Here is a 25,120-nt window from a genome sequence, read left to right on the forward strand (position 1 = left end):
TTTGTTGGTTTTGCCTCTTACTCGTCGCGATTGCGCGTGAGTAGGGCTGGTTTCTCGCCGCGCGGGCGATTGTTGCTGCTCAGCTCATCAAGTTGCTCGGCCGTGGGGAAACGATCCAGGCGCGAACTTTTGTGCATGATGATCGGCTGCTTGTCGCGTGGACTGCGCACAGCGGCCTCTGCGCGCGGCAGCTCGTCGCGGTCGAGCGACGTCACGCGACCGTCATGGGCAGCGCGCCCGCGGCCACGGTTACCGCCGTTGCGCCCCTGACCCTGGCCACCCTGGCCGTTGCCCTGGCGGCGGTTCTTGTTGGCGCCATTGCCAGCGCCACCGCCATTGTTGTTGCGCGGGCCCTTGTTGCTTTGGCGCTGGCCTTGACCCTGCTGGGTACCGTTGCTGGGGTTGCCGCTCGAGCGACGGCCACGCCCCTGCTGCTTGTTCTGGGTAGGGCTGACGTAGTCGACGCGGTTGCCGAAGTTGTCGATATCGTCGTCTAGGAACTCTTCCGGATCACGATCTGGCGGCAGGGCGGGAGCCGCCGCTGCCGGCTGATTCTGGCCGTTGCTGTTACGTTGTCCGCGACGGCGTTTCTGGCCCTGAGGCTTGGCTTTCTGGTCCTTGCCGCCGTCCTTGCCCTTATCCTTACGGCCACCGTTCTGGTGCTCGCCCTTGGGCTTGTCGCCACCTTCGGCTTTCTGCTTCTTCTGACCGGCGTTACGCGGCTGGCGCGGCTCGCGCACTTCCGGGCGCTCGGCTTCCACTGCATTGGCGTCGAAGCCCATCAGATCGCCGTCCGGGATCTTCTGCTTGGTCATGCGCTCGATGCTCTTGAGCAGCTTCTCCTCGTCCGGGGCAACCAGCGAGATGGCCTCGCCGCTACGCCCGGCGCGGCCGGTACGGCCGATGCGGTGCACGTAGTCTTCCTCGACGTTGGGCAACTCGAAGTTGACCACATGCGGCAGCTGGTCGATGTCCAGGCCGCGGGCGGCGATATCGGTGGCGACGAGGATGCGTACCTTGTTTGCCTTGAAGTCGGCCAGGGCCTTGGTGCGCGCGTTCTGGCTCTTGTTGCCGTGAATCGCGGCAGCCGGCAGGCCGTGCTTGTCGAGGTATTCGGCGAGGCGGTTGGCGCCGTGTTTGGTGCGGGTGAACACCAGCACCTGTTCCCAGGCACCCTGAGTGATCAGGTGCGCCAGCAAGGCGCGCTTGTGGCTGGCAGCCAGGCGGAACACGCGCTGTTCGATACGCTCGACGGTGGTGTTCGGCGGGGTGACTTCGATGCGCTCCGGGTCTTGCAGCAGCTTGCCGGCCAGGTCGGTGATGTCCTTGGAGAAGGTCGCCGAGAACAGCAGATTCTGACGTTGAGCGGGCAGCCGCGCGAGTACCTTCTTCACGTCATGGATGAAACCCATGTCGAGCATGCGGTCGGCTTCGTCCAGCACCAGGATTTCCACGTGGGAGAGATCCACGCTGCCCTGACCGGCGAGGTCGAGCAGGCGGCCGGGGCAGGCGACGAGTACGTCCACGCCCTTGGCCAGAGCCTGCACCTGCGGATTCATGCCGACACCACCGAAGATGCAGGCGCTGACGAATTTCAGGTCACGGGCATAGATCTTGAAGCTGTCGTGCACCTGGGCGGCCAGCTCGCGGGTGGGGGTCAGCACCAGTACGCGCGGTTGTTTCGGGCCATGGCGCTGTTCGCGGTCCGGATGGCCGGCGGGGAACAGGCGCTCGAGAATCGGCAGGGCGAAGCCTGCGGTTTTGCCCGTGCCCGTCTGGGCCGCCACCATCAGATCGCGACCTTGCAACACGGCGGGAATCGCCCGCTGTTGCACCGGAGTGGGCTGGGTATAGCCGGCGGATTCGATCGCACGGACTAGAGCCTCGGAGAGACCGAGGGAAGCAAAGGACATGGGCAATCCTGTACGTAGTGAGGGCGTGGCCCTATGGGGTGATATTGCCTGGCTTGAATCACGCGTGGGGCGCATGATCCCGTCCGGTACTGCTGGCTTCCGAGAACCAGCATCCGGGCGCAAGCCTGGCGGGAAGTCCCGAGTATAACAGAGCTGGAGCCTTGCGCAGCTATCAGCCTGTCGGTTGGTTCACGGACTGGTTTTTTCGGCGCTGGCGTAGTGCTCGAGCAGCAGGGTGTAGGCAGGCTCGCGTTTGAAACGACGCAGCTCGCGCGCGAATTCATCCGCCAGGCGCTGCATCGCCGGCGTACGCTGCAGTGCCAGAAACAAACGATCGTGGCCAACCGCTTTGCGGTTGTAACCGACTCGCTGTCGCAGGCCCATCTGTTCGCTCAGATAGAGGCCGGCGCGCCGGTCGTTGACCACCAGGTCGACACGCTGGCGTACCAGCTTGCCCAGATTGGCCTCGTGTGTTGGCGCCTCCTCGCGATTGAACAGTTGTGAGGTGCGGAAGCTTTCATCGCTGTACCAATAGCCGGGGGAAATACCTATCGTCAGATCACGAAGATCTTCCAGTGCTCGATAGGGATAGGGGCGACTGCGATCGAAGAACAGCACCAACTCGACATCGCTGAGCGGCTCTTCGACGAAGACCATGTGCGTCTCGCGCTCTTGCCGATAAAAGATATCGAGAATGCCGTCGGCGTGCCCCTGGTCCAGCGCCAGCAGGCAGCGCTTCCAGGGCATGAACTGCAGCTCCAGTTCGATGCCCAGGCGGCGCAATACTTCGCGACTGACCTCGTAATCGAAGCCGGCCGGTTGGCCGTTTTCCTGATAGACGTAGGGTGCCCACGCATCCGTGACCAGGCGCAGCGTTTCGCCTCGCGCCGCAGATGCGAGGCAGCAGAGCAGTATCGTGGCAATAATCTGGCGCTTGAATAATGGCATTGCGCCAGATTAGCGATTTTACCTGTGCCGTGAAAGTGTGACCGGCATGCCTTCAGTCGGTCACGCGATAGCAGGGTTCATAGGCGCTGCCGCCTGGCAATTTCATGCGATGTTGCTCGACGAAGGACTGCAGCAGACGGTCCAGTGGGCGCATGATGCTTTTCTCGCCGCGAATCTCGTAAGGACCGTTCTCCTCGATCAGGCGGATGCCATTCTCCTTGACGTTGCCGGCGACGATGCCGGAGAAGGCGCGGCGTAGATTGGCGGCCAGATGGTGCAAGGGTTGCTCGCGCGTGAGGTTGAGGCTGGCCATGGCTTCGTGGGTCGGCTCGAACGGGTGCTGGAAGCTTTCGTCGATCTTCAGCAGCCAGTTGAAATGGAAGGCGTCATTGCGCTCGCGGCGGAACTGGCGCACGGCCTTGATGCCGACGGCCATCTCGCGGGCGACTTCGGCCGGATCGTTGACGATCATGCGATAGCGCTGTTGCGCCGCCTCACCCAGGGTCGCACCGATGAAGTCATGCAACTGCTGCAAGTAGGTGCTGGCGCTCTTCGGCCCGGTGAGGATGACCGGGAAGGGCAGATCCTGATTGTCCGGGTGGGTGAGGATGCCCAGCAGGTAGAGAAACTCTTCGGCCGTGCCGGCGCCACCGGGGAAGATGATGATGCCGTGGCCGACACGCACGAATGCTTCCAGGCGCTTCTCGATATCCGGCAGGATGACCAGCTCGTTGACGATCGGGTTCGGCGCTTCGGCGGCGATGATGCCCGGTTCTGTCAGACCCAGGTAGCGACCGGTCAGATTGCGCTGCTTGGCGTGGCTGATGGTGGCGCCCTTCATCGGCCCCTTCATCACGCCCGGGCCACAGCCGGTGCAGATGTCCAGGCCGCGCAGGCCCAGCTCGTGGCCGACCTTCTTGGTGTACTTGTATTCCTCGGTGCTGATCGAATGGCCGCCCCAGCACACCACCATCTTCGGCTCGACGCCGCTGCGCAGGGTGTGAGCGTTGCGCAGCAAGTGGAAAACGTAGTCGGTGATGCCCTCGGAGCTGTCCAGATCGATGCGCTTGTTTTCCAGTTCGCTCTGCGTGTAGACGATGTCGCGCAAGGCGCTGAACAGCATTTCACGGGTACTGGCGATCATCTCGCCGTCGACGAAAGCGTCGGCGGGGGCGTTGAGCAGCTCCAGGCGGATGCCGCGATCCTGCTGATGAATCTTTACCTCGAAATCCGGGTAGGCCTCGAGAATGGTCTTGGCGTTGTCGCTGTGCGAGCCGGTGTTGAGGATCGCCAGCGCACACTGCCGGAACAGGCGGTAGACGCTGCCCGAACCGGTTTCGCGCAGTTGCTGGACTTCACGCTGCGAGAGCGTTTCCAGGCTGCCCTTGGGGCTGACGGAGGCGTTGATCGTGGAGCGTTTGAGCATGGCAGGCGATCCTTCGGCGGCAAAGCGGGGGGTGACGCGAGCAGGCTACCCGGCGGGCAGCCTGCGGGTGGGCGGCCTTAGCGAGGCAGCTGGAGGTTGTTCCAGATGGCCAGGCTCGGCGCGGACTGGTTCAGGGTATAGAAGTGCAGGCCTGGGGCGCCACCCTGCAGCAGGCGTTCGCACAGACGGGTGATCACTTCTTCACCAAAGGCCTGGATGCTGGCGCTGTCGTCGCTGTAGGCCTCCAGCTGTTTGCGCATCCAGCGTGGCATTTCTGCGCCGCAGGCGTCGGAGAAGCGGGCCAACTTGCTGTAGTTGGTCACCGGCATGATGCCAGGCAGGATCGGGATCTCGACACCTTGCTTGCGCACGCGCTCGACGAAGTAGAAATAACTGTCGGCGTTGAAGAAGTACTGGGTGATGGCACTGTCGGCGCCGGCTTTGGCCTTGCGCACGAAGTTGGCGATGTCATCTTCGAAGTTGCGCGCCTGCGGATGCATCTCCGGGTAGGCAGCCACTTCGATATGGAAGTGATCGCCGGTTTCGCTGCGGATCAGTTCGACCAGGTCATTGGCATAACGCAGCTCGCCGCTGGCCAGGCCCATGCCCGAGGGCAGGTCGCCACGCAGGGCGACGATGCGCTTGATGCCTTTGCTCTGGTAAAGCTTGAGCAGTTCGACCAGCTCGGCCTTGGTGTCGCCAACGCAGGACAGGTGCGGCGCAGTGGGTACCTGTACTTCACCGTCGAGTTGCAGCACGGTGCTCAGGGTGCGGTCACGGGTGGAGCCGCCAGCGCCGTAGGTGCAGGAGAAGAAGTCGGGGCTGTGAGCGGCCAGTTCGCGGGCCACGGTCAGCAGTTTTTCCTGGCCGGCTTCGGTCTTGGTCGGGAAGAACTCGAAGCTGACAGGGATTTTTTTCTGGGTCATGGTGAAGGTTCTCTTCTCAGCTGCAAACCGCAAGCCTCAAGCAGCAAGTAGATGTCATCCATCTCATGCCGCTTGAGGCTTGTGCTTACAGCTGCGGGTTAGTAGCGGTAGGCGTCCGGCTTGAACGGACCTTCTACGGTGACGCCGATGTAGTCGGCCTGCTGCTGGGTCAGCTGAGTGACCACGCCGCCGAAGCCCTTGACCATTTCCAGGGCCACTTCTTCGTCGAGTTTCTTCGGCAGCACTTCCACGGTCAGGCGCTCGGCCTTGTGCGCAGGCAGCATGTCGGCGAACTTTTGCTCGAACAGGAAGATCTGCGCCAGCACCTGGTTGGCGAAGGAACCGTCCATGATGCGGCTCGGGTGGCCGGTGGCGTTGCCCAGGTTCACCAGGCGGCCTTCGGCCAGCAGGATCAGGTAGTCATCGTTGGCCGCGTCGAATTTGCCAGCGCCGGTGCGGTGAATCTTGTGCACCTGCGGCTTGACCTCTTCCCACGCCCAGTTCTTGCGCATGAAAGCGGTGTCGATCTCGTTGTCGAAGTGGCCGATGTTGCACACCACGGCGCGCTTCTTCAGCGCCTTGAGCATGCCGGCGTCACACACGTTGACGTTGCCGGTGGTGGTGACGATCAGGTCGATCTTGCCCAGCAGCGCAGCGTCGACGCTGGCTTCGGTGCCGTCGTTGATGCCGTTCTTGTACGGCGAGACCAGCTCGAAACCGTCCATGCAGGCCTGCATGGCGCAGATCGGATCGACCTCGGAAACCTTGACGATCATGCCTTCCTGACGCAGCGACTGGGCCGAGCCCTTGCCCACGTCACCGTAGCCGATGACCAGCGCCTGCTTGCCCGACAGCAGGTGGTCGGTGCCGCGCTTGATGGCGTCGTTGAGGCTGTGACGGCAGCCGTACTTGTTGTCGTTCTTGCTCTTGGTGACCGCGTCGTTGACGTTGATCGCCGGGACTTTCAGGGTGCCGGCCTTGAGCATGTCGAGCAGGCGGTGCACACCGGTGGTGGTCTCTTCGGTGACGCCGTGGATGCGCTCGAGCATCTGCGGGTATTTCTTGTGCAGGATTTCGGTCAGGTCACCGCCGTCGTCCAGCACCATGTTGGCGTCCCATGGCTGGCCATCTTTGAGGATGGTCTGCTCGATGCACCACTCGTACTCTTCTTCGGTCTCGCCCTTCCAGGCGAACACCGGGATGCCGGCGGCGGCGATGGCGGCAGCGGCCTGATCCTGAGTGGAGAAGATGTTGCACGAAGACCAGCGCACTTCGGCGCCCAGCGCTGTGAGCGTCTCGATCAGCACACCGGTCTGGATGGTCATGTGGATACAGCCGAGAATCTTCGCGCCTTTCAGCGGTTGGCTGGCGGCGTACTTGCGACGCAGGCCCATCAGTGCCGGCATTTCGGATTCGGCGATGATCAGCTCTTTGCGGCCCCACTCGGCCAGGGAAATGTCAGCGACTTTGAAATCGTTGAAAGCCATGCAATAGCACTCCATTCGTTGTCTGCGAATGGGCGCCGTTGATGCGTTTGGTTAACGCCCCGGACGAGCCTGACAGGGGGCAACCCTGCTGCAGCGCCCCTCGGCCGGGTGGCGGGAGCGACCGGAGCGGTGCCGGTCGCGTTAAACCGGCAAATTATAGCCGCCCGTGCGTTACAGCCCAAGGCTTTCTGTCGCAATTGCCTGGCTATCGCTGTCATAGGCGCAGCTGTGGCGACAAGCCCGGCGGCGCAGGCGCATCATGACGGCCCAACATGACAAGGAGGACAGTGTATGAACTTCCACACCCGCAAGTGGATCAAGCCTGAAGATCTCAACCCCAACGGCACCTTGTTCGGCGGCAGCCTGTTGAAGTGGATCGATGAGGAGGCGGCGATCTACGCCATCGTCCAGCTCGACAATCAGCGTGTGGTCACCAAATTCATCTCCGAGATCAACTTCGTCAGTTCGGCGCGGCAGAGCGACATCATCGAGTTGGGTATCACGGCCACCGAGTTCGGCCGCACCTCCATCACACTGCGTTGTGAGGTGCGCAACAAGGTCACGCGCAAGAGCATTCTGACCATCGACAAGCTGGTATTCGTCAATCTTGGCGAGGATGGCCTGCCGGCGCCCCATGGCAAGACCGAAATCACCTACGCCAGGGATCGCTTCCCGGGCTGAGCCACGCTGGCGTCTGACTTGGCCGAAGCGCCAGCATCATGGGCGTGAGCGGTCATGGACGCGGAGCAGGTGCTGGTTCAGGCTTGGCGCTCCATTCTCAGCAGTGAAACCATGTCATGACCCTCGCCTACTGGTGCGTCCTCGTCGCCATCGTGCTGCCCTACTTAGGTACCGCTACCGCCAAATTCCTCGGCCCCGGCTATGGCCCGCGGGCCAATCAGGACCCGCGTGCGTTCCTGGGTACGCTGGAGGGCTGGCGCAAGCGGGCCCACAACGCCCAGCTCAATGGCTTCGAGGTCACACCGGCATTCGCGGCGGCAGTGATCATCGCGCATCAGGCCGGCGGCGCAGAACAGTCGTCGCTGGATCACTTGGCGATGGGATTCGTCGCCAGTCGCGTGCTGTATTTCGTATGCTATCTGGCGGACTGGGGGGCGCTGCGTTCGCTTGTCTGGTTTGCGGGTATGGCGCTGATCGTTGCGCTGTTCGTCGTGGCTGCCTGAGTGGCAGGGGGCGGGCGTTCGGCTGCATGCTTGCGTTGCTGAACCTCGGCTGACCGTTGCGCGAAGGACGGCAGTTGTGACAAGAGGTCGCTTGGCCGGGGCAGGCCAAGCCGCGATACTTAGCGCCCCCTTGTCGCCCGGAAGTCGTGCCGATGAACCTGAACAAACTCCTGCTGCTCGCCTGCATCGGCCTGACCCTGAGCGCCTGTGGTGGCGTCGATCCCGATTCGCCGTTGGGTAAGCGCCAGGCACTGTTCAAGGAGATGCTCAAGGTCAGCGAGGATCTCGGCGGCATGCTGCGCGGGCGTATCCCCTACGAAGAAACCGCCTTCATCAATGGAGCGGCCGAGCTGGACCGTCTGTCACGGGAGCCCTGGCAGCACTTTCCGCAGGTCCGTGACGATGAGCGGAGCAAGGCCAATCCTGAAGTCTGGGAGCGTCAGGAGCAGTTCCAGAAAATGGCTCGGGACCTTGAGCAGGCGACGGCCGAGCTGGTGCAGAACACCACCTCGCCACCGCTGAGCCGCGCGCGGCTGGAGCCGGCGGTCAAGCAGATCGAAGACAGCTGCGAAGCCTGCCACAAGGCCTTTCGCGCTTACTGATCCGCTCGCGCCTCGGCTTCGGCCTGCTCCAGATCTGCGCGGGCTTCGGCCAGTTTGGCTCGACGCTTGGCGATCTTTTCCTGATCGCCCTTGCCCATGGCTTCGCGCAGATCCATTTCGCGCTCCTCTACCTCCTGGCGTGCTTCCTCGATGCTGGCCAAGCGATCCTCTTGCAGCGAGGCATCATCGCAATGGGCGTCGATGTTGCCCAAAGCCTTGCGCAGCCCTTGCAACTCGCGCTCATTGCCGCTTTGTTCGGCGGTGTCGATCTTTTCCTGCAGAACCTGGCGCTTGGTCGCACAGCCACTGTCGGGCTCGGCAGCCAGGACTGGGGTCGCGCTGAGCCCGGCGGCCAGCAGCAGGCCGAGCAAGGTGATTTGACGCATCATGGTCTCTCCTTATGAGGGCTATGTTGAAGTGACCCTGGTCGGCGCGCGAGGTTCGCCCGGTGTGAGCGATCTGGTCAGCGATCTTCGTCGCGAGCCGTCACTGCCTGGTTCTGGAAGCTGGCGACGCCGGCCTGTTGCAGCTGTGCTCCCAGGCGCCGGACCTCGGGATGGGCGAAGAACGCCAGCAAGCGGTCCGCGCTCTTTTCGCCGATGCCCGGCAGCCTCAGCCATTCGCTGCGCTCCCGGGCGATCAGCTCTTGCCAGTCGGCGGGTTCGCCGGCGTCGAAACCGGGTGGGGCGCCAAGTGCGCGCAACCATTGCCGCAGTGGTTTGTGCCGGGTGCGCGCAAACGTCTGCTGCAACTGCGTCGCACGCCTTGAGCCGATGCCTGGCAGCGCTTGCAGTTGACTCGTGTCGAGCTCCAGCCAGTCGAGCAGCCCCTGCAGCTGCAGGTTGCTCCAGGTGCCGGGGCCAACGCCGGCCATCGCCAGCCCCTGTTTGCCGCTTAGCCAGGCCAGGCGGGCTTGAAACTGTTGCTGGCATGAAGGGCTGCTGCGCCAGCAGCTCAGCGCATGTTAATGCTCGCTGCTGGGGGCCTCGACGGCCGCCCGCTGCGGGCTGCGCCAGATCACTTGCTCGAGGCGGGGGATGGTCAGCCCCGCCAGGCGGATGGCAACCTGGTCGCCGGGGCGTATATCCAGCTTGTGCCAGTGCTGCAGCGAGCCCAGTGCGACGCGACTGATGCGGCGATTGTCCATCTCGATTGGCTGCAGGTTGAGTATCGGGGTTATTCGCCCGGTGCGACCTATGCTGAATTCGATCCCTTGCACGACCACCAGTGCCTGTTCGGGCGGGTACTTCCAGGCCGCTGCCCAATGTGGCGCGTCGGCCCGCCAACGCGCGCCTTCGGGGCGCGTGCCCTGTCGCAGAACCACGCCATCGCTGGCGAAGGGCAGGGCGTTTCGATACCAGTGCTGACGCCAGTGTTGCGCCTGTTCCAGGTTGGCCAGTGGTTGGCTGTACTGTTCGGTATCAGCGAAACCCAGCTCGCTCAACCTGGTCAGCCGCTCGCGCATGTCGCTCGGTCCATCCGGCCAGTCCAACCGCCTGGGCCTCGTTGTCCAGCACGTGTTGTCTGGCCATCAGTCCGGCGACCTTGCCGCGTGCTCCCAGGCCGCCGCTACTCGCTTGCACGTGGTCTGGCAGGCGCCAGTACAGCTCGCCCTGCAGTATCGCATCGAGCGGCTCGGGCAGTTTTTGCGCGATAGCCGGCAGTTGCCGCGCCCTGTGCGTCCAGTCCTGGCCGTGCAGACCATCGCCGCGGCTGATGGCCTGAGTCAGGTGGCCCTGGCGATAGACCAGGGTGACCGCTACTCCGTCGACCTTGGGCTGAATCCACAGGTCGTCTCGCGCCTGCATCCATTGTGCAACTGCCTGGCTGTCAGGCAGCTTGCGCAGGCCGGTCTGCGCTACGGGATGAGGGACTTTGCCTGCGCTCCCTTGCAGTGGCGAGGGCAAGACCCTTTCGGCGCTGGCGAAGCAGTCGTGCCAATTCTCCAGGCGAGCGCGCGCCTGATCGTAGAGCTCATCTGCCACCGGGCTGTGGCCGTGGTTGTGATAGGCATCGTCCCAGGCGGCAACTTGCCGGGACAGCGCGTCGATTTCACTGCTCGCCCGTGTAGCGGGCCAGTCGGGGCAGGGTTCGGCCTGGGCGGCCAGGGGAAGGAGAAGGGCGATCCAGCGCTTCATGACCAGCATCCTTGCTTGGTGGGCTGGGTTTCAGGCTAGTCGCTGACGGAGGTTCGTGCGAGTCATTGCGCAAAAACACGAAGGCCCCGCATGACGCGGGGCCTTCGTTGTAGCGCGGGTAGCGATTATAGGCCGGCAGCCGCGCGCAGGGCGTCGACCTTGTCGGTGCGCTCCCAGGTGAAGGTGGTGAAGCTGTCGTCGCCGACGGTCTTCTGCTCCGGGGTGCGGCCGAAGTGGCCATAGGCCGCGGTGTCGCGATACATCGGGTGGAGCAGGTCGAGCATCTTGGTGATGGCGTACGGACGCAGGTCGAACACTTCGCGCACCAGCTGGATGATCTTGTCTTCGGCGATCTTGTGGGTGCCGAAGGTGTTGATCGAGATGGAGGTCGGCTGGGCCACGCCGATGGCGTAGGACACCTGGATCTCGCAGCGGTCGGCGAGGCCAGCGGCAACGATGTTCTTGGCCACGTAGCGACCGGCGTAGGCCGCCGAACGGTCGACCTTGGACGGGTCCTTGCCGGAGAAGGCGCCGCCGCCGTGACGGGCCATGCCGCCGTAGCTGTCGACGATGATCTTGCGACCGGTCAGGCCGCAGTCACCCACCGGGCCGCCGATGACGAAGTTGCCGGTCGGGTTGATGTGGAACTGGGTACCGGCGTGCAGCAGTTCGGCCGGCAGGGTGTGCTTGATGATCAGCTCCATCACCGCTTCGCGCAGGTCGCTCAGGGAGATGTCCGGGTTGTGCTGGGTGGACAGCACCACGGCGTCGATACCGACTACCTTGCCGTTCTCGTACTGGCAGGTGACCTGCGACTTGGCATCCGGACGCAGCCACGGCAGCAGGCCGGACTTGCGCGCTTCGGCCTGACGCTCGACCAGGCGGTGGGAGAAGCAGATCGGTGCCGGCATCAGCACGTCGGTCTCGTTGCTGGCGTAACCGAACATCAGGCCCTGGTCGCCAGCGCCCTGATCTTCCGGCTTGGCGCGGTCGACGCCCTGGTTGATGTCGGGGGACTGCTTGCCGATGATGTTCATCACGCCGCAGGTGGCACCGTCGAAGCCGACGTCGCTGCTGGTGTAGCCGATATCGCAGATGACGTCGCGGACGATCTGCTCCAGGTCGACCCAGGCGCTGGTGGTGACTTCACCGGCGACGATGGCCACACCGGTCTTGACCAGGGTTTCCACGGCCACGCGGGCATGTTTGTCCTGGGTGATGATGGCGTCGAGCACGGCATCGGAAATCTGGTCGGCGATCTTGTCCGGATGCCCTTCGGACACGGATTCGGAGGTGAACAGGGAATATTCGCTCATGGGTGGGTTCCTTGTGTGCCGTAACTGAAGGCCGTTCGCTCAAGTGGTTGGGCGAAGTGGCGTAACTGGATCTGAAAGCCGTTCTTCAGACCGATGTAGAGACTTTCGCTGGGAATCAGGCCGGCGGCACTGGCCCAGCGCGACAGGTCGTCCTGCTCGAAGCCTAGCCAAAGATCGCCGCAGGCCTCGCGGGCCCAACTCTGGTCGTGGCTGCACAGCTCGCTGATCAGCAAGCTGCCGCCGGGTTTTACCTGCCGTGCCAGCTGGCGGAAGGCCTCGGCCGGGGTGGCGAAGTGGTGTAGCACCATGTTCAGCACCACGCAGTCGGCGCGGCTGGGCTCGCTGACGTCGAGGGCGTCGGCCAGGCGCAGCTCGACATTGCCAAGGCCTTCGGCAGTGCAGCGCTGATGTGCCAGCTCGAGCATCGCCTCGCTGTTATCCAGCGCGGTGACCTGGGCGAAACGCTTGGCCAGCTCGGGCAGGAACGCGCCATCACCGGGGCCGATTTCCATGGCTGTGGCAGTGGTGGCGAAACCCAGGCTGTCGAGCAGGGTGAGCAGGCTGTCGCGATACTGCGGCAGGCCGGCGATCAGGTCCTGCTGAGCCTGGAAGTTGCTCGCCATGCGCGCGAAGAACTCGCGGCTGACAGTGGCGCGTTGCTGATGCACGGCAGCGATGCGTGCCTGCATGTCAGCCGCTACCGGCAGCTCGTCGATGTCGTCCAGCAGGGCGGCATGCAGGCGGCCCGTGGGCAGTGCGCGGCGATAGAAGATCGCATTGCCTTCGCGGCGCGTGGCCACCAGGCCGGCCTGGGCCAGCACCTTGAGGTGGTGGCTCATGCCTGATTGGCCGATGGCGAAGATCTGCGCCAGTTCCAGTACGCCAAACGAGTCGTTGCTCAGGGCGCGCAGCACGTTCAGGCGCAGCGAATCACCGCCGGCCTTGCACAGGGCGGCGAGTTCGTCACAGGGGTCGAAGTGCAGCTCGGGTGCGCGCAAAGTCATGCGGCGCAGTCTAAGCGGTCAATTTTCATACAGCAACAGCAATATCAAAATATTTTGATATTGCTGTTGTGCTAGTTGATCGTCTCGCTCAGGGTCAGGAAAGCCGCCGGTGCCGGGCTCAGGCTGGCGCCCAGGCGCCATAGCACATGCAGCTCGCGCTCGATCTGCAGGTCCTGCACCTGCAGGTGGCGCAATTCGCCGCTGGCCAGCTCGCGTTCGACGATGCGTTGCGACAACCAGGCGATGCCCTGGCCATCGGCGAGCAGGCGTTTCAGGGCTTCGGTGCTGCCGATGGCCATGCTGGCTTCGGGTTCCAGGTCGTGCGCGCGATAGGCCTGTTCGATGCTGACGCGGGCGCCGGAGCCGGGCTCGCGCATGTACAGCGGGAAATTCTGCAGTGTTCTGGCGGTCAGTGGACCGCTACTGGCCAGTGGGTGATGGGGCGCGACTACTGGTAGCAGAGCATCGCGCGCCAGCAGGCGATGGGCGTAGTCGCCACGGGCGAACGGGCCTTCGACGAAACCCAGGCTGATGCGCCCCTCGTCCAGTTGGCGGGTCACCACATCGGTGTTGCTCACCTCGAGGCTGACGAATATCTGTGGATGCAGAGCGCGAAAGCGACTGATCAGCGGTGGTAGCAGATAGGAGCCCAGCGTGGCGCTGGCGCCCAGATTCAACTCGCCCTGGCCGAGCTGGGCGAAGTCGCGCAGATCACGTTCGGCCGCGTGTTCCAGGGTGAAAATACGGCGAGCGTAGTCGAGCAGTCGCACGCCGCCCTCGGTCAGTTGTACGCCCCTCGGCTGGCGGTCGAACAGGCGCAGGTCGAGGCTGGCTTCGAGGTCGCGTATTTCGCGGGTAACAGCCGGCTGGCTGATATGCAGGCGTTCGGCACCAGCACTGATGCTGCCGGCCTCGGCTACAGCGAGAAAGACCTTGAGATGATGGAGGTTCATTGCTTATCCATGCATTGAAAGCATGCAAAGGATGCTGAATATGTATTTTTAATATGGCAAGTCAATTCTTAACCTTGCTCCCGTCATTCATGCCACGGGACCGCCCGATTCATGCCACGCCCTTTCAGCCGTTTACCCGAGCCGCTCGCTTTCATTCGTCACTTCACGCCCAACTGGTTCGCCATGACCATGGGCACTGGTGTGCTGGCGTTGGTCATTGCTCATCTGCCCTGGCGTATGCCGGGGTTGGTCATGCTGGCAGAGGGGTTGTGGTTCTTCGCGGTAGGCTTGTTCGTACTCTTCTGTCTGTTGTTCATACTGCGTCTGGCGCTGTTTCGCGACACCCTCTGGCCGATGCTTATGCATCCGGTGCAGTCGATGTTTCTCGGCGCCATCCCTATGGGTTTGGCGGTGCTGATCAAGGGTTTGCTGTTATTCGGTGTGCCGCGTTGGGGTGAGGGCATCTATGCCATTGCTCATATGCTGTGGTGGCTGGATGCGGCGTTGGCGTTGCTTGGTGCTCTGTTGGTGCCCTATCTGATGTTCACCCGTCAGCATCATGCGCTGGAGAAACTCACGGCGGTTTGGCTGCTACCTATCGTCGCACCCGAGGTGGCCGCCAGTGCGGCCGGTGCCCTGGCTCCCCATCTATCGGTCGCCTCCGCACAGCAGCTATTGGTGGCCGGGTTCGTGCTGTGGGGCATGTCGCTGTCGCTGGCCTTCTCGCTGATTACCCTGGTGCTGCTGCGCCTGGCGCTGCACAAGTTGCCGGACACCGATTTTGCGGCCACCAGCTGGTTGCCACTGGGGCCGTTGGCCACCGGTTGTCTGGGCCTGCTCAGCATGGGCCAGGCGGCGCCGCTGGCGTTTGCCGGCACGCCGCTGGCCAGCGCCGCCGAGCTGGCGCGTGATCTGGGCCTGATCGGCGGCCTGGCACTGTGGGGTGCCGGGCTCTGGTGGCTGGTGATCGCCACGCTGTTCACCCGTCACTACATGCGCGACAACATGCCATTCAATCTCGGTTGGTGGGGGTTCACCTTCCCGCTGGGCGTGTTCGCCCTCGCAACATTTGAGCTGCAGGCGCTGACAGGGCTGTCTTTTTTCAGCTTCGCCGGCGCGTTGCTGGCCCTGCAGTTGGCTGCTGTCTGGAGCCTGGTGTTGAGTCGAACCCTGGCTGGCGTCTGGCGTGGCGAGCTGTTTCAGGCCCCCTGCCTGGGTGGGCCGGGCAGCCCTGCCGTAGGGGTTCTGAGTGAACGCGTTGGTTGAGTCGCGGGATCTACGACCATCTGTCATTGCCCCGCGGGGTGCGGCTGGGCGAAAATAGCCGCCTTTTTCCGTGATCAGCCCCCGCAGGAGATTCAGCGATGCCCAGCCGTCGTGAGCGAGCCAATGCCATTCGTGCCCTCAGCATGGATGCCGTGCAGAAAGCCAACAGCGGCCACCCCGGTGCCCCAATGGGCATGGCGGATATCGCCGAAGTGCTGTGGCGCGACTTTCTGAAGCACAACCCGCAGAACCCGAACTTCGCCGATCGTGACCGCTTCGTGCTGTCCAACGGCCATGGTTCGATGCTGATCTACTCGCTGCTGCACCTGACCGGCTACGACCTGTCGATCGAAGATCTGCAGAACTTCCGTCAGTTGCACAGCCGCACCCCGGGCCACCCGGAATACGGTTACACCCCGGGCGTGGAGACCACCACTGGCCCGCTCGGCCAGGGCATTGCCAACGCCGTCGGTTTCGCCATCGCCGAGAAGGTGCTGGGCGCGCAGTTCAACCGTGACGGCCACAACATCGTCGATCACAACACCTATGTGTTCCTCGGCGACGGCTGCATGATGGAAGGCATTTCCCACGAAGTCTGCTCGCTGGCCGGCACCCTCGGCCTGGGCAAACTGGTTGCCTTCTACGACGACAACGGCATCTCCATCGACGGTGAAGTCGAAGGTTGGTTCACCGATGACACGCCGAAGCGCTTCGAGGCCTACGGCTGGCAGGTGATCCGCAACGTCGACGGTCACGATGCCGAAGAGATCAAGATGGCCATCGAGACCGCGCGCAAGAGCACGGACCAGCCGACCCTGATCTGCTGCAAGACCACCATCGGTTTCGGTTCGCCGAACAAGCAGGGCAAGGAAGAGTGCCACGGCGCGCCGCTGGGCAATGACGAGATCGCCCTGACCCGCGCTGCGCTTGGCTGGAACCATGGTCCGTTCGAAGTGCCGGCCGACATCTACGCCGAGTGGGACGCCAAGGCCGCCGGTGCTGCCGCCGAAGCCGCTTGGAACGACAAGTTCGCCGCCTACGCCGCTGCCTTCCCCGAACTGGCTGCCGAGTTCAAGCGCCGCATCGCCGGTGAGCTGCCGGCCGACTTCGCCGAAAAAGCCGCCGCCTACGTGCGTGAAGTCGCCGAGAAGGGCGAAACCATTGCCAGTCGCAAGGCCAGCCAGAACACGCTGAACGCCTTCGGCCCGCTGCTGCCGGAATTCCTTGGCGGTTCCGCCGACCTGGCCGGCTCCAACCTGACTCTGTGGAAAGGCTGCAAGGGCGTGTCGGCCGAAGACGCTTCCGGCAACTACATGTTCTACGGTGTGCGCGAGTTCGGCATGAGCGCGATCATGAACGGCATTGCCCTGCACGGCGGCTTCGTACCTTATGGCGCGACCTTCCTGATCTTCATGGAATATGCGCGCAACGCCGTGCGCATGTCCGCGCTGATGAAAAAACGCGTGCTCTACGTGTTCACCCACGATTCCATCGGCCTCGGTGAAGACGGCCCGACTCACCAGCCAATCGAGCAACTGGCCAGCCTGCGTGGCACGCCGAACCTCGACACCTGGCGCCCAGCCGATGCGGTGGAATCCGCGGTGGCCTGGAAACATGCCATCGAGCGCGCTGACGGCCCCAGCGCCCTGGTATTCAGCCGCCAGAACCTGCCGCACCAGGCGCGCGATGCCCAGCAGCTGGCTGACGTTGCCCGTGGTGGCTACGTACTGAAAGACAGCGTCGGCGAGCCGGAGCTGATCCTCATCGCCACCGGTTCGGAAGTCGGTCTGGCCATGCAGGCCGCCGCCAAGCTTGAAGGCAACGGTCGCAAGGTGCGCGTGGTGTCGATGCCGTCGACCAGCGTATTCGACCAGCAGGACGCCGCCTACAAGCAGTCCGTGCTGCCGGTAGAGGTTGGTGCGCGCATCGCCATCGAAGCCTCGCATGCCGACTACTGGTACAAGTACGTGGGTCTGGAAGGTCGCATCATCGGCATGACCACCTTCGGTGAGTCGGCGCCGGCTGCTGCGCTGTTCGAAGAGTTCGGTTTCACCGTCGACAACGTCGTCGGCACCGCCGAAGAACTGCTCGACGCCTGAGCCACTGACTCTCCTCTCCCGTTGGGGGAGAGGGGCTGGGGGAGAGGGCTGCGTTGCCTGCCGCCCTCTCCACGGCCCTCTCCCATGAACAGGAGAGGGAGTCGCCACGTTATCGAGACCCTCCATGTCCAATCGTCCCTATCGTGTTGCCCTCAACGGCTACGGCCGCATCGGCCGCTGCGTGCTGCGCGCGCTGCATGAGCGTGGGGACGGGGCGAGCCTGGAAATCGTCGCCCTCAACGATCTGGCGGATCAGGCCAGCATCGAGTACCTGACGCGTTTCGACTCCACCCATGGGCGTTTTCCCGGTGAGGTGAAGGTTGATGGCGATTGCCTGCACATCAACGGTGACTGCGTGAAGGTGTTACGCCAGAGCGAGCCCGAGGCAATCGACTGGGCGGCGCTGGATATCGACTTGCTGCTGGAGTGCTCCGGGCAGTACGTCACCCGCAACGAGGCGCAGCGTTTTATCGATGCCGGTGCGCCGCGTGTGCTGTTGTCGCAACCGATGACCGGTGAGGCGGATATCGACGCCACCATCGTCTACGGGGTCAACCAGGACTGCCTCGATGGCAGTGAGCGCCTGGTGTCCAATGCGTCCTGCACCACCAACTGCGGTGTGCCGCTGTTGAAACTTCTCAACGAGGTGGTGGGTCTGGAGTACGTCTCCATTACCACCATTCACTCGGCGATGAACGACCAGCCCGTTATCGATGCCTATCACCACGAAGACCTGCGCCGTACGCGCTCGGCCTTCCAGTCGGTGATTCCGGTGTCCACCGGCCTGGCGCGCGGCATCGAGCGTCTGCTGCCGGAGCTGTCCGGGCGCATCCAGGCCAAGGCGATTCGCGTGCCGACGGTCAACGTGTCCTGTCTCGACATCACCCTGCAGACCGCGCGCGACACCTCCGCCGAGGAAATCAACCGCGTGCTGCGCCAGGCGGCGGAAAGCGGCCCGCTCAAGGGGCTGCTGGCGTATACCGAGCTGCCGCATGCCAGCTGCGACTTCAACCACGACCCGCATTCGGCCATCGTCGACGGCAGCCAGACCCGTGTGTCTGGCCCGCGTCTGGTCAACCTGCTGGCCTGGTTCGACAACGAGTGGGGCTTTGCCAACCGCATGCTCGATGTCGCCGAACATTTCCTCCTACAAGCCAATCAAGCCAATCCACAAGTGAGCGAGCTAGAGCGAGACAAGGCAAAAACAGGCGAAGAAGCGCAGTTTACGAGGTGTAAATGAGCATTCTGAGCCAGTTTTTAACGCAGTATCGCCGACGCGCAGCCGCTTGTGGTTTGGCGTAACCAGCCCCCGTGAAGGACTGATCTATGACCGTTCTGAAGATGACCGACCTCGACCTCGCCGGTAAGCGTGTGCTGATCCGCGAAGACCTCAACGTTCCGGTAAAGGATGGGGTGGTCAAGAGCGATGCGCGCATCCTCGCTGCGCTGCCGACCATCAAGCTGGCGCTGGAAAAAGGCGCGGCGGTGCTGGTTTGCTCGCACCTGGGTCGCCCGGAAGAGGGCGTGTACAGCGAAGCCGACAGCCTGCAGCCGGTGGCGGCCTACCTGAGCAAGGCGCTGGGCCGCAGCGTACCGCTGGTCAAGGATTACCTGGGTGGCGTCGAAGTCGCCGCCGGTGAACTGGTGCTGCTGGAGAACGTGCGCTTCAACAAGGGCGAGAAGAAGAACACCGACGAGCTGGCGCAGCAGTACGCCGGCCTGTGCGACGTGTTCGTCATGGACGCCTTCGGCACCGCTCACCGCGCTCAGGGTTCGACCCATGGTGTGGCCAAGTTCGCCAAGGTTGCCTGCGCTGGCCCGCTGCTGGCTGCGGAGCTGGACGCGCTGGGCAAGGCCCTGGACAAGCCTGCTCGCCCGATGCTGGCTATCGTCGCCGGCTCCAAGGTGTCGACCAAGCTCGACGTGCTCAATTCTCTGGCCGATATCTGCGACTCGCTGATCGTCGGTGGCGGCATCGCCAACACCTTCCTCGCCGCGGCCGGCCTGCCGGTCGGCAAGTCACTGTACGAGGCCGATCTGGTCGATACCGCCAAGGCCATCGCCGCTAAGGTCAGCGTGCCGCTGCCGGTTGATGTGGTGGTGGCCAAGGCCTTCGCCGAAGACGCCGAAGCCACCGTCAAGGCCGTGGCCGACGTGGCCGAAGACGACATGATCCTCGACATCGGCCCGCAGACGGCCAAGCAGTTCGCCGAGATGCTCAAGGCCTCGCAGACCATCCTGTGGAACGGCCCGGTCGGCGTGTTCGAATTCGACCAGTTCGGCAACGGCACCAAGGCCCTGGCCCTGGCCATCGCCGACAGTGCCGCATTCTCCATTGCCGGCGGTGGCGATACCCTGGCGGCCATCGACAAGTACGGCGTGGCTGAGAAAATCTCCTACATTTCCACAGGTGGTGGCGCCTTCCTCGAGTTCGTCGAGGGCAAGGTGCTGCCGGCCGTCGAGGTCCTGGAGCAGCGCGCCAAGTAAGTCCGAGCTGGGGTGAAGGGAATCACTCTTTGCCCCGGCGGATAAAACCCTGGCGTGATCGGGTGGTCTGTAAAGGCAGTACCCTCGAACAAGGAGTCATGCCATGGACAAGTTAGCCGCTCTGGGCGTCATCGGTATTTTGCTCGCTGGTTGTGCCGGCGGTGGTCGGGAAAGTGCGTGCGAGGTGTTCAGCCCCGCACAGATCGAGACACCGACCACTCAGAATGACCAGCAAATCGAAGAAAACAGTGGCCGGCCAACTGGTCCGGCAGTGGAGCAGCGTTGCTGACGAGGGAAGGCGATGATTGGAATCAGACTGCTGTGGCTTGCCGCCGTCAGCCTGCTGCTTGCGGCATGCAATAGCCAGCCGACGGCACCGGACCAGTGGAATCGCTGGGTGTGCGACAGCCAGGCCGAAGTGCTGTGGCGCTTCGCCAACGGCAAGTTCGATCAGGTGGATGTACGCCTGGGTGGTGACGATATCGTCCATCGCCTGACTCAGGAGCCGGCAGCTTCCGGCGCGCTGTACAGCGATGGCCGCTTGTCCTTCCACACCAAGGGCGAGGAAGGCCTGGTCTACTGGACCGCGACCGATGACCTGATCGGCCGCGGCTGCAAGGCTCCGTAATACCCTCGGCTTTGCCGAGACGAGAGTTGGGCTAGCCCAGACTCGACGAAACTTGAACAACGCCGGCCCCTGCGGCAGGCTTGCACGATCAACGACCTCCAAACCGGGAGACAGTAACACCATGGCACTTATCAGCATGCGCCAGATGCTCGACCACGCCGCCGAATTCGGCTACGGCGTGCCGGCCTTCAACGTCAACAACCTCGAGCAGATGCGCGCCATCATGGAAGCCGCCGACAAGACCGATTCGCCGGTCATCGTCCAGGCTTCCGCTGGTGCCCGCAAATACGCCGGTGCGCCGTTCCTGCGCCACCTGATCCTGGCTGCCATCGAAGAATTCCCGCATATCCCGGTGTGCATGCACCAGGATCACGGCACCAGCCCGGACGTCTGCCAGCGCTCGATCCAGCTGGGCTTTTCCTCGGTAATGATGGACGGCTCGCTGAAAGAAGACGGCAAGACCCCGGCCGACTATGACTACAACGTGCGTGTGACCCAGCAGACCGTGGCCTTCGCCCACGCCTGCGGTGTGTCCGTGGAAGGTGAGCTGGGTTGCCTGGGTAGCCTGGAAACCGGCATGGCCGGTGAAGAAGACGGCGTTGGCGCCGAAGGGGTGCTGGATCACAGCCAACTGCTGACCGACCCGGAAGAAGCCGCCGACTTCGTCAAGAAGACTCAGGTCGACGCCCTGGCCATCGCCATCGGCACCAGCCATGGCGCCTACAAGTTCACCAAGCCGCCAACCGGTGACGTGCTCTCCATCGAGCGCATCAAGGAAATTCACAAGCGCATCCCCAACACCCACCTGGTGATGCACGGTTCTTCGTCCGTTCCACAGGAGTGGCTGAAGGTGATCAACGAGTTCGGCGGCGACATCAAGGAAACCTATGGCGTGCCGGTCGAGGAAATCGTCGAAGGTATCAAGCACGGCGTGCGCAAGGTCAACATCGACACCGACCTGCGTCTGGCCTCCACCGGCGCCATTCGCCGCATGATGGCCGAGCATCCGAGCGAGTTCGACCCGCGCAAGTTCTTCGCCAAGACCATCGTTGCCATGCGTGACATCTGTATCGCCCGTTACGAAGCCTTCGGCACTGCCGGCAATGCCTCGAAGATCAAACCGGTCTCCCTGGAAGGCATGTTCCAGCGCTACGCCAGCGGCGAGCTGAACGCCAAGATCAACTGATCCGCTGCGGGCTAAGGCCCGTTTGGTTCAGACAGAAAGCCGCGACTGCGTAAGCATCGCGGCTTTTTCATGTCTGGCGTTCGGGGTTCAGGGGGCCGCGCTGAGCAGGGCGCGGTGCTCGATAAGCAGCTTGTCGAAGCGGGCTGCGCCCGCCTCGGTCTCGTAACCAGTGTTGTCCTGTGTGTAAACACCTGCCTTGAAGTACAGCGGCTTCGGCGCCCAGCTCGAGTCAAGTCGAGTGCTCCATTTGCTGGCATTGAGATTGATCACCAGCGTGCCTTTGGGTGTCAGGTGAACCACATAGGTGAAGCGCTGGTTCAGGGCAATGCCAGTAGCCAGGGTAACGGTCTGAATCTCGGCCTCGGGGCTCAGGCGTACCTTGGCGACGATATTGCCGCTTTGCGCATAGGCCTTGTACTGATACTCCAATTTGAGCAATGGCATCGAGCTCTTGTAGGCGTGGATCTGGCCGATGACGATCTTGCCGGTGGAGGGAACCTGGCTGACCTGTAGCCCTGCGTGCAGGAAATGGTCTGCCTCAGGGTAGGTCCAGTTGCGCAGGCTGCCGTCGGCATAGGTCTCGCGCAGCTCGCTGCGAGGATATTTGGCGCTTTCGGTGGTCGTACCGTTGACCGGCGACCAGAAGAAAATGGCGCCATCTCTGGATTGGAAATAGTGATCCTGATAACCGCCGGCCAGCACGGGCGTTTCGATTGTGGCAGCGGGGACGCCGACTGGAATGCTGAGGTTCCACATAGCGAGTTCGATCATGTTCAAAGTTCCTGAAAGACGGAAACTTCAGTCGGTGCACATCTCGTCCAGGAGTCAGTAACGGCTTACTTGGCGTTCCAGCGGGTGACGCGAGCTAGAAGATGGCAGGGCTGCCTGCCATGAGTGCGGGTGCAGCTCATGGCGCGCTCTATAGCGGCATGACGCGACAATGCCTGAGCACCGTTCGTCGCTTTATTGGCGTCAATAAATGAACTCTTCTTCCTGCAGATGATCTCGCACGCTTTGGGCGCGCATTGGCGATTGCCTGGGCGCTTCGCTGTGCAGGTAAAACCCTGTAAAACTCCCGGAGCAAAGTCGTGGGCGGGGTGCGCCATAATTCGGGCACTGTCGTTCCGGAATACTGCCGCCCATGCCCAGCAAGCCACGCCTGTTGCTCGCTTTCGTTCTTGCCGTACTGCTGGCAGCACTGCTCGGCTCGATCTTCCAGACCCAGACCAACCTCGCCGCCTTGCAGGCGCTCGGTGCGCCCGTACCCGTGGATGTACGCCTGGGTACAACCTGCCTCGATCTGCTCGGCTTTGCGCCGACCTTCGCCCTGCTGAGCGCCCTGGGCTTCCTATTCGCCTTGCCCGCCGCCGTCTGGTGTGCCCGGCGCCTGCCGAATCTGCGCTGGCTGGTATTCGTGCTCGCGGGCGCTGCGGCGATCTGGCTGACGCTAGCGCTGGCCAATACGGTGGCACCGATGCCCACGTTGATCGCCGCGGATCGCAGCCTATTCGGCACGCTTGGCCTGATGGCGTGCGGTAGCGTCGGGGCGCTGCTGTTCGGCCTGCTTGGGCGGCGTGTGCGCTATCGGACGCGCCCAGACTCTTCCGAAACTCCGTGACAAGGCATTGCCCCATGTTGACCAAACTCCCTGCGTTCTGGCTTGGCGCATTGCTCGTGATCACGCCGCTATCGGCTCTGGGTTACCGGATCGAGACCTTCAGCGAAGGGCTGGAGAATCCCTGGTCGATGGCCTTTCTGCCGGACGGGCGCATGCTGGTCACCGAGCGTGTCGGTCGCCTGCGTATCGTCGAGGCTGACGGCAGTGTTGATCCCGAACCGGTGGCCGGCTTGCCCGAAGCCTTCATCGCCGCTCAGGCGGGGCTGATGGAGGTCGCGCTGGACCCCGACTATCGGCAGAACCGCTGGCTCTACCTGAGTTACGCCTACGGATCGCAAGAGGCCAACAACACCCGCCTGGCGCGTGCTCGACTGGTGGATGGCGAGCTGCAGGACCTGGAGGTGCTGTTCACCGCGCAGCCACTGAAGGCCGGTGCGGCGCACTATGGTGGACGTATCGCCTTTCTGGCGGACAAGACCCTGGTGCTGACTCTGGGTGATGGTTTCGACTGGCGCGAGCAGGCGCAGAACCCGGCTAACCACCTGGGCAAGATCGTGCGCCTGAATCGCGACGGCAGCGTGCCGCGGAACAATCCGCTGTATGGGCAAGAGGGCGCGGCAGAGGAGATTTACAGCCTGGGCCACCGCAACGTGCAGGGCATTTTCTTTGACGCCGAGCATGATCGCCTGTACAGCCATGAGCATGGTCCGCGCGGCGGCGATGAGCTGAACCTGATCGAACCCGGCGCCAATTATGGCTGGCCCTTGGCGACCTTTGGAGTCGACTACACCGGCGCCCGCGTCAGCCCCTACACCGAACTGCCGGGGCTGGCTGCGCCCTTGCTGCAGTGGACGCCTTCGGTGGCACCTTCGAGCCTGACGCGCTATCGCGGCGAGTTGTTCCCCGACTGGCAGGGTGACCTGTTCGCCTCCACCCTGGCCGAACGCAGTGTGCGGCGCATTCGTCTGCGTGACGGCATGCTGGCTGGCGAGGAGGTTCTGTTCGAGGAGCTCGGCGAGCGTATCCGTGATGTACGCAGCGGACCTGATGGCGCACTCTACCTGCTGACCGATAACCCTCAGGGGCGTGTGCTGCGTGTGCTGCCGAGCGACTGATGTGTTATCCGCTACACTGGCGGTCCGAATGCAAGCAGGGCCGTATCGTTGAAGTATCTACAGGGTTATCCGGTTGCGTTGCAGCAGCAGGTCCGCCAACTGATCGCCGATGACCGCCTGGCCGGGTACCTGGCGCAGCGTTATCCCGGTCGGCATGAGGTGCAGAGTGACAAGGCGCTGTACGCCTACGTCGTGGCGCTCAAGCAGGAGCATCTGCGAAATGCCCCGGCCATCGACAAGGTGCTCTACGACAACCGGCTCGATCTCACCCATCGCGCTCTGGGGCTGCATACGGCCATTTCACGCGTGCAGGGCGGCAAGCTCAAGGCGAAGAAGGAAATCCGGGTGGCCTTGTTGTTCAGAGACGCAGCGCCAGCCTTCCTGCAGATGATCGTGGTGCACGAACTGGCGCATCTGAAGGAAATCGAGCACAACAAGGCCTTCTACAAGCTGTGCGACCACATGCTGCCCGGTTATGCGCAGATCGAGTTCGACCTGCGCATGTACCTCACTTGGCGCGAGATGAGTGCCGTCTAACCGGTACGTCAGCCGCGCAGGCGCACGTTGAGTTGATCGACCACTTCCGCCCAGTCTGCATCCTCGAGGATTTCCTCGCGCAGGAATGCGGCCTGCGCCGGGCTCCAGAACGTGGCGTCGGCCAGTTTGCGCCCCTCGGGCAACGGCCCGTGCGTCTTGATGAAGGCGTCGATACTGGCAGGGTCATCGGCTAAGCCGAGCTGCTTGAACAGCGAAGACAGGTCGTGAACAGGCGGTTCCATGCTGAGCTCCTTGAGTGATCGTCACTTAAAGGTTTTACCAGTCCC

Annotated in this window: 24 protein-coding genes, 1 pseudogene and 1 riboswitch; of the genes and pseudogenes, 13 read left to right on the forward strand and 12 right to left on the reverse strand. The window is 63.2% G+C overall.

The annotated features are described in order from the left end of the window. Positions 1-17: 17 nt before the first annotated feature. From rhlE2 to ahcY, 5 genes are all read right to left on the reverse strand, one after another. The gene (gene rhlE2, locus ACJRW5_RS00380; protein WP_484568561.1) at positions 18-1,913 is read right to left on the reverse strand and encodes an RNA helicase RhlE2; all 1,896 of its coding nucleotides are present in this window, start codon (positions 1,911-1,913) and stop codon (positions 18-20) included. Positions 1,914-2,102: 189 nt separating this feature from the next. Beyond that, positions 2,103-2,861: a substrate-binding periplasmic protein gene (locus ACJRW5_RS00385; protein WP_484568562.1), complete on the reverse strand. Its 759-nt coding sequence runs from the start codon at positions 2,859-2,861 to the stop codon at positions 2,103-2,105. Between the two features lie 52 nt (positions 2,862-2,913). Continuing rightward, complete coding sequence (gene ppnN / locus ACJRW5_RS00390) at positions 2,914-4,287, reverse strand: nucleotide 5'-monophosphate nucleosidase PpnN (protein WP_484568563.1); 1,374 nt, start codon at positions 4,285-4,287, stop codon at positions 2,914-2,916. A gap of 77 nt (positions 4,288-4,364) precedes the next feature. Beyond that, positions 4,365-5,213, reverse strand: a complete 849-nt coding sequence (gene metF / locus ACJRW5_RS00395) for a methylenetetrahydrofolate reductase [NAD(P)H] (protein ID WP_484568564.1) — start codon at positions 5,211-5,213, stop codon at positions 4,365-4,367. Positions 5,214-5,311: 98 nt separating this feature from the next. Continuing rightward, positions 5,312-6,700 carry an adenosylhomocysteinase gene (gene ahcY, locus ACJRW5_RS00400; RefSeq protein ID WP_484568565.1) on the reverse strand — a complete coding sequence of 463 codons (1,389 nt, stop codon included), beginning with the start codon at positions 6,698-6,700 and terminating at the stop codon, positions 5,312-5,314. Between the two features lie 23 nt (positions 6,701-6,723). After that, a riboswitch (S-adenosyl-L-homocysteine riboswitch) is annotated at positions 6,724-6,808 on the reverse strand. 183 nt (positions 6,809-6,991) lie between these two features. Here ahcY and ACJRW5_RS00405 point away from each other — a divergent pair. From ACJRW5_RS00405 to ACJRW5_RS00415, 3 genes are all read left to right on the forward strand, one after another. Then, positions 6,992-7,381 carry an acyl-CoA thioesterase gene (locus ACJRW5_RS00405; protein ID WP_484568566.1) on the forward strand — a complete coding sequence of 130 codons (390 nt, stop codon included), beginning with the start codon at positions 6,992-6,994 and terminating at the stop codon, positions 7,379-7,381. Positions 7,382-7,497: 116 nt separating this feature from the next. Further along, the gene (locus ACJRW5_RS00410; protein ID WP_484568567.1) at positions 7,498-7,884 is read left to right on the forward strand and encodes an MAPEG family protein; all 387 of its coding nucleotides are present in this window, start codon (positions 7,498-7,500) and stop codon (positions 7,882-7,884) included. A 152-nt stretch (positions 7,885-8,036) separates the two neighbouring features. Then, complete coding sequence (locus tag ACJRW5_RS00415; protein WP_484568568.1) at positions 8,037-8,486, forward strand: c-type cytochrome; 450 nt, start codon at positions 8,037-8,039, stop codon at positions 8,484-8,486. On the opposite strand, the gene ACJRW5_RS00420 is transcribed toward ACJRW5_RS00415, so the two are convergent. From ACJRW5_RS00420 to ACJRW5_RS00440, 5 genes and pseudogenes are all read right to left on the reverse strand, one after another. Next, positions 8,480-8,875 (reverse strand): DUF1090 domain-containing protein, encoded by a 396-nt coding sequence (locus tag ACJRW5_RS00420; RefSeq protein ID WP_484568569.1) that lies wholly within the window; start codon positions 8,873-8,875, stop codon positions 8,480-8,482. The two genes, ACJRW5_RS00415 and ACJRW5_RS00420, sit on opposite strands and share 7 nt — an antisense overlap. Before the next feature lie 74 nt (positions 8,876-8,949). Beyond that, positions 8,950-10,624: pseudogene (ligB, locus tag ACJRW5_RS00425) on the reverse strand (NAD-dependent DNA ligase LigB). A gap of 125 nt (positions 10,625-10,749) precedes the next feature. After that, the gene (metK, locus tag ACJRW5_RS00430) at positions 10,750-11,940 is read right to left on the reverse strand and encodes a methionine adenosyltransferase (protein WP_484568570.1); all 1,191 of its coding nucleotides are present in this window, start codon (positions 11,938-11,940) and stop codon (positions 10,750-10,752) included. After that, complete coding sequence (locus ACJRW5_RS00435) at positions 11,937-12,944, reverse strand: ArsR/SmtB family transcription factor (RefSeq protein WP_484568571.1); 1,008 nt, start codon at positions 12,942-12,944, stop codon at positions 11,937-11,939. Before ACJRW5_RS00435 ends, metK begins: the two co-directional genes overlap by 4 nt. Positions 12,945-13,015: 71 nt before the next feature. Next, positions 13,016-13,897, reverse strand: coding sequence for a LysR family transcriptional regulator (locus ACJRW5_RS00440; protein WP_484568572.1), 882 nt, complete (start codon positions 13,895-13,897; stop codon positions 13,016-13,018). 111 nt (positions 13,898-14,008) lie between these two features. On the opposite strand from ACJRW5_RS00440, the gene ACJRW5_RS00445 reads away from it, so the two are divergent. The 7 genes from ACJRW5_RS00445 to fba all read left to right on the forward strand — a co-directional run bounded on the left by ACJRW5_RS00445 (position 14,009) and on the right by fba (position 21,563). After that, on the forward strand, positions 14,009-15,163 hold the full coding sequence (locus ACJRW5_RS00445; protein WP_484568573.1) for a TDT family transporter: 1,155 nt from the start codon (positions 14,009-14,011) through the stop codon (positions 15,161-15,163). Between the two features lie 98 nt (positions 15,164-15,261). Further along, positions 15,262-17,262 carry a transketolase gene (tkt, locus tag ACJRW5_RS00450; RefSeq protein ID WP_484568574.1) on the forward strand — a complete coding sequence of 667 codons (2,001 nt, stop codon included), beginning with the start codon at positions 15,262-15,264 and terminating at the stop codon, positions 17,260-17,262. A gap of 124 nt (positions 17,263-17,386) precedes the next feature. After that, positions 17,387-18,502, forward strand: a complete 1,116-nt coding sequence (gene epd, locus ACJRW5_RS00455; protein WP_484568575.1) for an erythrose-4-phosphate dehydrogenase — start codon at positions 17,387-17,389, stop codon at positions 18,500-18,502. 86 nt (positions 18,503-18,588) lie between these two features. Next, complete coding sequence (locus tag ACJRW5_RS00460) at positions 18,589-19,749, forward strand: phosphoglycerate kinase (RefSeq protein ID WP_484568576.1); 1,161 nt, start codon at positions 18,589-18,591, stop codon at positions 19,747-19,749. A 103-nt stretch (positions 19,750-19,852) separates the two neighbouring features. Beyond that, complete coding sequence (locus ACJRW5_RS00465; RefSeq protein WP_484568577.1) at positions 19,853-20,038, forward strand: hypothetical protein; 186 nt, start codon at positions 19,853-19,855, stop codon at positions 20,036-20,038. Between the two features lie 12 nt (positions 20,039-20,050). After that, positions 20,051-20,377: an MliC family protein gene (locus ACJRW5_RS00470; protein ID WP_484568578.1), complete on the forward strand. Its 327-nt coding sequence runs from the start codon at positions 20,051-20,053 to the stop codon at positions 20,375-20,377. 121 nt (positions 20,378-20,498) lie between these two features. Next, complete coding sequence (gene fba, locus ACJRW5_RS00475; RefSeq protein WP_484568579.1) at positions 20,499-21,563, forward strand: class II fructose-bisphosphate aldolase; 1,065 nt, start codon at positions 20,499-20,501, stop codon at positions 21,561-21,563. Positions 21,564-21,650: 87 nt separating this feature from the next. Here the strand turns inward: fba and ACJRW5_RS00480 are convergent, their stop codons facing one another. Next, entirely contained in the window at positions 21,651-22,334 is a 684-nt protein-coding gene (locus ACJRW5_RS00480; protein WP_484568580.1) for a polysaccharide lyase family 7 protein, read from the reverse strand. 370 nt (positions 22,335-22,704) lie between these two features. Between ACJRW5_RS00480 and ACJRW5_RS00485 the strand changes: the two genes are divergently transcribed. From ACJRW5_RS00485 to ACJRW5_RS00495, 3 genes are read left to right on the forward strand one after another with little or no spacing between them, the layout of a single operon-like run. Continuing rightward, positions 22,705-23,181, forward strand: a complete 477-nt coding sequence (locus tag ACJRW5_RS00485; protein WP_484568581.1) for a hypothetical protein — start codon at positions 22,705-22,707, stop codon at positions 23,179-23,181. Positions 23,182-23,195: 14 nt separating this feature from the next. After that, positions 23,196-24,296, forward strand: coding sequence for a PQQ-dependent sugar dehydrogenase (locus ACJRW5_RS00490; protein WP_484568582.1), 1,101 nt, complete (start codon positions 23,196-23,198; stop codon positions 24,294-24,296). 6 nt (positions 24,297-24,302) lie between these two features. After that, positions 24,303-24,833 carry a YgjP-like metallopeptidase domain-containing protein gene (locus tag ACJRW5_RS00495; RefSeq protein WP_484569129.1) on the forward strand — a complete coding sequence of 177 codons (531 nt, stop codon included), beginning with the start codon at positions 24,303-24,305 and terminating at the stop codon, positions 24,831-24,833. 8 nt (positions 24,834-24,841) lie between these two features. On the opposite strand, the gene ACJRW5_RS00500 is transcribed toward ACJRW5_RS00495, so the two are convergent. Further along, positions 24,842-25,075, reverse strand: a complete 234-nt coding sequence (locus ACJRW5_RS00500; protein WP_484568583.1) for a DUF2789 domain-containing protein — start codon at positions 25,073-25,075, stop codon at positions 24,842-24,844. Positions 25,076-25,120: the final 45 nt, after the last annotated feature.

Origin of the sequence: Pseudomonas pichavaramensis (assembly GCF_050473265.1) — a bacterium.
Classification (GTDB): domain Bacteria; phylum Pseudomonadota; class Gammaproteobacteria; order Pseudomonadales; family Pseudomonadaceae; genus Aquipseudomonas.

Coding starts and splice junctions, on each gene's coding strand:
- ahcY (WP_484568565.1), bottom strand. CDS start 6,700: ATGGCTTTCAACGATTTCAAAGTCGCTGACATTTCCCTGGCCGAGTGG.
- metK (WP_484568570.1), bottom strand. CDS start 11,940: ATGAGCGAATATTCCCTGTTCACCTCCGAATCCGTGTCCGAAGGGCAT.
- ACJRW5_RS00480 (WP_484568580.1), bottom strand. CDS start 22,334: ATGATCGAACTCGCTATGTGGAACCTCAGCATTCCAGTCGGCGTCCCC.
- ACJRW5_RS00385 (WP_484568562.1), bottom strand. CDS start 2,861: ATGCCATTATTCAAGCGCCAGATTATTGCCACGATACTGCTCTGCTGC.
- fba (WP_484568579.1), top strand. CDS start 20,499: ATGGCACTTATCAGCATGCGCCAGATGCTCGACCACGCCGCCGAATTC.
- tkt (WP_484568574.1), top strand. CDS start 15,262: ATGCCCAGCCGTCGTGAGCGAGCCAATGCCATTCGTGCCCTCAGCATG.
- ACJRW5_RS00435 (WP_484568571.1), bottom strand. CDS start 12,944: ATGACTTTGCGCGCACCCGAGCTGCACTTCGACCCCTGTGACGAACTC.
- ACJRW5_RS00410 (WP_484568567.1), top strand. CDS start 7,498: ATGACCCTCGCCTACTGGTGCGTCCTCGTCGCCATCGTGCTGCCCTAC.
- ACJRW5_RS00490 (WP_484568582.1), top strand. CDS start 23,196: ATGTTGACCAAACTCCCTGCGTTCTGGCTTGGCGCATTGCTCGTGATC.
- ACJRW5_RS00445 (WP_484568573.1), top strand. CDS start 14,009: ATGCCACGCCCTTTCAGCCGTTTACCCGAGCCGCTCGCTTTCATTCGT.
- ACJRW5_RS00405 (WP_484568566.1), top strand. CDS start 6,992: ATGAACTTCCACACCCGCAAGTGGATCAAGCCTGAAGATCTCAACCCC.
- ACJRW5_RS00465 (WP_484568577.1), top strand. CDS start 19,853: ATGGACAAGTTAGCCGCTCTGGGCGTCATCGGTATTTTGCTCGCTGGT.
- ACJRW5_RS00485 (WP_484568581.1), top strand. CDS start 22,705: ATGCCCAGCAAGCCACGCCTGTTGCTCGCTTTCGTTCTTGCCGTACTG.
- rhlE2 (WP_484568561.1), bottom strand. CDS start 1,913: ATGTCCTTTGCTTCCCTCGGTCTCTCCGAGGCTCTAGTCCGTGCGATC.
- ACJRW5_RS00415 (WP_484568568.1), top strand. CDS start 8,037: ATGAACCTGAACAAACTCCTGCTGCTCGCCTGCATCGGCCTGACCCTG.
- epd (WP_484568575.1), top strand. CDS start 17,387: ATGTCCAATCGTCCCTATCGTGTTGCCCTCAACGGCTACGGCCGCATC.
- ACJRW5_RS00500 (WP_484568583.1), bottom strand. CDS start 25,075: ATGGAACCGCCTGTTCACGACCTGTCTTCGCTGTTCAAGCAGCTCGGC.
- ACJRW5_RS00460 (WP_484568576.1), top strand. CDS start 18,589: ATGACCGTTCTGAAGATGACCGACCTCGACCTCGCCGGTAAGCGTGTG.
- ACJRW5_RS00470 (WP_484568578.1), top strand. CDS start 20,051: ATGATTGGAATCAGACTGCTGTGGCTTGCCGCCGTCAGCCTGCTGCTT.
- metF (WP_484568564.1), bottom strand. CDS start 5,213: ATGACCCAGAAAAAAATCCCTGTCAGCTTCGAGTTCTTCCCGACCAAG.
- ppnN (WP_484568563.1), bottom strand. CDS start 4,287: ATGCTCAAACGCTCCACGATCAACGCCTCCGTCAGCCCCAAGGGCAGC.
- ACJRW5_RS00440 (WP_484568572.1), bottom strand. CDS start 13,897: ATGAACCTCCATCATCTCAAGGTCTTTCTCGCTGTAGCCGAGGCCGGC.
- ACJRW5_RS00420 (WP_484568569.1), bottom strand. CDS start 8,875: ATGATGCGTCAAATCACCTTGCTCGGCCTGCTGCTGGCCGCCGGGCTC.